Origin of the sequence: Niastella sp. (assembly GCF_045805085.1) — a bacterium.
Lineage (GTDB): Bacteria > Bacteroidota > Bacteroidia > Chitinophagales > Chitinophagaceae > Niastella.
Window position 1 is genome coordinate 1 of the sequence record NZ_JBJMLX010000541.1, and the last position, 3927, is coordinate 3927.

At 44.4% G+C, this 3927-nt stretch carries 3 protein-coding genes; 2 read left to right on the forward strand and 1 reads right to left on the reverse strand.

Translation table 11 applies throughout. The features are described 5' to 3' along the window. Nucleotides 1-399 (reverse strand): hypothetical protein (locus ACJ751_RS28175; RefSeq protein ID WP_407748878.1); only part of this gene is annotated, 399 nt, incomplete at its 3' end. On the opposite strand from ACJ751_RS28175, the gene ACJ751_RS28180 reads away from it, so the two are divergent. Both ACJ751_RS28180 and ACJ751_RS28185 read left to right on the forward strand, forming a co-directional pair. Beyond that, nucleotides 398-763, forward strand: coding sequence for a hypothetical protein (locus tag ACJ751_RS28180; protein WP_407748879.1), 366 nt, complete (start codon nucleotides 398-400; stop codon nucleotides 761-763). The genes ACJ751_RS28175 and ACJ751_RS28180 overlap by 2 nt on opposite strands. A gap of 1052 nt (nucleotides 764-1815) precedes the next feature. Continuing rightward, the coding region (locus tag ACJ751_RS28185) for an Ig-like domain repeat protein (RefSeq protein ID WP_407748880.1) at nucleotides 1816-3927 on the forward strand (2112 nt) is incomplete at its 3' end.

A 3927-nucleotide genomic window follows, 5' to 3' on the forward strand; every position in this document is an offset into this window, starting at 1 on the left:
AATATTATTACCAGTTGTATAGGAAGCAGGAGTCTGATCAACGCCGGCAAACACAGTATACCAAACGGTCATGTTAACAATTGTTTGCGAGGCTGTGCCCATTGTTACATTGAGTGCCTGGGCGGCTCCATTCATTATAGCATTGTCTTTTAAAAAATACAACCAGGTATGCATGCGACCAGAGGATGCGCCATCCCCGGTTGCCTTTGTTAAAGTTACACCCCCATAAGTGATAGTCGTAGGGTCCTGAACCGTTCCCGATGAAGTATGGCTGGTTGTAATGCCTATTACGAGTAGGCGGTTAGAGCCGCCAGCTACGGCAAAGGTGTTGCCACTAGCCGTTCCCGTTGCAACATTATAAAGATTAGCCCAGGCTGTAGGCTGGGTAATTTGACCCATGGCAACCCCGGATGCAATAAACAACCCTGCGGTAGCGATAATGGAAATCAAGAATCCCCTGTTGATCCTGCCTGTAAATGCAGCACATAGAGGGGAAGTGATTACTGCAATTTTGTTAAAAAGGTTTATGGGGGGCTTAGGGGCCTGGGTAGAAATTTTCATATACAGTCATTTAAACATTACAGTTAGGAGGCTTACAGGTATAAAAAAGTGCCTGTTCTTCGGGTGTGCCGAAAAACAAAAAATTACTTTGAGCAGTATGCTGCTCAAAAAAAGGTTTGCAAAGGCGAGCTTTGTTACAATATCAGCATGCGCCCATAAACGTTATAATAAGGCCAATCAGACTGGTTCACTACCCAGTTAAAACAAGTCAAAACATTTGTAAACATCCTAAGGGGTTGGAGTATGGCTATTCTAAGGACTATAGTATTGGAATACGATGGAATAAGCGATGGTTGATCGGAGAATATTAAGTGTCGCTGTAGATTTATTTGGAGCGATACTTTGTTTAGGGATTAATAAGTGCTACTAATTTAACAGTAATTTTTTCTAAATCAAAAATATTTTTATTACTATTTTCTTTTCAAAAGAAAATTAAAAACGATCTAATCATGCTTGGTGAATCTTCTGTAATTGGCCATGGTGGGTGATTGTACGGCGTTTAGTGCGAAGTTGAATAGCTGTATTTTTTAAATGTTTAAGACTGCAATTAACTAACGAAGATCATGTTTGTTAAAAACACAAATAGAAACGTCTTGTAAAACTTTGGTTGATTAAAATCTTTAATTTAACTTCAGCATTACAATATCAGCAAATTTTTAACTACTCATTATTAGTTCAATTCATACCCCCCTCAGAACATTTAATATTAATCCTTTATTTCAATTTCCACATTCCCGATATTAATCCAATCGTAAGGCGAATACTGTCCTGGCTTATTTTTCATTTGTAAGAATTTTCGTGTCACATTCCAACATCCTCAAAATGCTTATCAATATCCTGGATGAGCATTTAGAAATTAATGGTTCCCACTCACTGGATTGAGTAAGGATGATATTCTGTTGCCCCTGTTAAAGCGATGAAATAATTCAGTTCATATTGAAACGGTAAACATTTATTCAATTAAGGGAATTGCTTATTAAGCAGGTATACTCTTCTTTATAATTATACAAGACTTGACTCCGATCAGTTTTACGATAGCAGGCAATGTGTTCTGGCGGGCATATAATATAACGCAGACCAACGATCGTAGAATATTATAAATACAGAGCATCACCGCGAATGAGTTCTCCTTTGGTTGTAAATATTGCAGACCCCGTGTAATATTTTAAAGTATCAATGAACAAGCAACCCAGACTATATATAACCCCGACTGCCGTAAGAATAAGCCTTGTTTTGCGCAGGATCATTCCATTTATGGCAATTCTGTTGCTTGCTTTTTCTTCGTTGAAGGTTGCTGCCCAAACCGCCACTACCACCACGGTTACTTCCAGCAACAATCCATCGTGCGACAACGAGAACATTACTTTAACAGCTACTGTTACCCCCAGTGCAGCAGCAGGCACTGTTGAGTTTTTTTTAGATGGGGTTTCGCTGGGGCCCCCTACAGCATTGGTGGGTGGTGTAAGAAGCCTTACCATATCGAGCCCGCCAACAGGTACTTATTCGATCACGGCAGTTTATACACCCAGCAACCCGGCCAACTTTTCAAACAGCACTTCTGCGCCTTTATCACAGGTTGTAAACGGGTCGCCTGCTGTGAATGCCATAACCGGGACAACTTCTGTATGTTCGGGCAGCACAACTACATTATCAGACGCTACTCCCGGAGGTGTGTGGAGTAGCAATAATACAAGTATTGCTACCGTGAATGCTTCGGGAGTAGTGACAGGCGTGTCGGCCGGAAGTGCTGATATTAGTTATACAGTAACATCAGCCAATGGTTGTGTAACTGTTGTTACTAAAACTGTGACGGTAACCCAGGCAGCCACCGTTACTCCCGGTGGACCTAATAGTGTTTGCCGATCTGCAACACCATCTGCCCTCACTTTAAGCGGCGCCAGCGTGGGTGGCGGCGCCACTACCGGCGCCTGGTCCATAACTTCAGGTGGGGGTACCCTAAGCAGCACTGCACAAACCGCTTCGCCAGGAACAGTAACTTATACCCCTGCTGCCAACTTCAGCGGAACTGTTACGCTTACTTTAACATCAAATGCAGTGGGGGCTTGTCCGGCAGTAAGTGCAACGAGAACGATCACTGTGAATGCTTCCCCTACTTTAAATAATACTTATCCGGCCAACTCTACCGATAACAATACGAATGTTGAAAGGATTGGGAAATTATATTATCCGCAACAGCCATATCCCGGTATTTGCAGTGGAGATCTGTTTACTTATACGCCAACCAGCGCCACATCAGGCGCCACATTCACCTGGACGCGTGCTAATGTGGCGGGTGTTACGCCTGCTACGGGGTCCGGATCGGGTGGAATTGCTGAAACACTTACCAATTCTACCACTAATATAATTAATGTAGTATATGCTATTACTATTACAGCAAATGGTTGTAGCAATACACAGAATGTGACCCTTGCAGTAGGCGATCTGCCTGTTTTAACAAGCACCCTTACGCCTTCTCCTATTTGCAGCGGATCAACTTTTAGTTATACCCCGACTTATAATGGAGATGTGGGTGATATAATGAACTGGACACGCCCTTCCATTACAGGTATTAATGGTGGGGCGTCAGGCAGTGGTACGGGAAACGTTAATGAAGTTTTGACCAATACCACCGGCGCGCCTGTTGTAGTGACCTATATATATTCTATTCAGGATGAAGTGGAAAACGGTCCGGGAAAAGAGGCAGCATTTGATCCTTGTAGTAATACACAATATGTTACCGTTACAGTAAATGTACCGGCAACTGTTACACCCGGAGGTCCGGATAATGTTTGTCAATCAGCTACTCCTTCAGCCATAACATTATCCGGCGCCAGCGTGGGTGGCAGTGCTACCACCGGCGCCTGGTCAATAGTATCAGGTGGCGGATCACTGAGCAGTACTGCACAAACAGCCTCGCCGGCGACAGTTACCTACACCCCTGCAGCCAACTTCACCGGCACTGTAACATTAAGATTAACTACCAACACACCCGCAAATGGCTGCGCTTCAGCAAACGCAACAAGAACCATTACTGTAAGTCCAACTGCAACGGTAACGCCTGGAGGGCCTAATACGGTTTGCCAATCGGCCACTCCGGCGGCTATCACGTTAACCGGAGCGAGCGTTGGAGGCAGTGCTACTACCGGCGCCTGGTCTATTACTTCGGGTGGAGGAACATTAAGCAGCATAGCACAAACCGCCACGCCAGCCGTAGTTACCTATACACCGGCGGCCAATTTCAGCGGAACAGTGACCCTGACATTGACCACCAATGCACCAACTTCCTGTCCCGCTGTAAGCGGAATAATGACCATTACTGTAAGTCCAACTGCAACGGTAACGCCTGGAGGGCCTAATACGGTTTGC

Excerpts from the sequence above, each read along its gene's own strand:
- ACJ751_RS28180 (WP_407748879.1), top strand. The coding sequence starts at position 398 with ATGGCAACCCCGGATGCAATAAACAACCCTGCGGTAGCGATAATGGAA.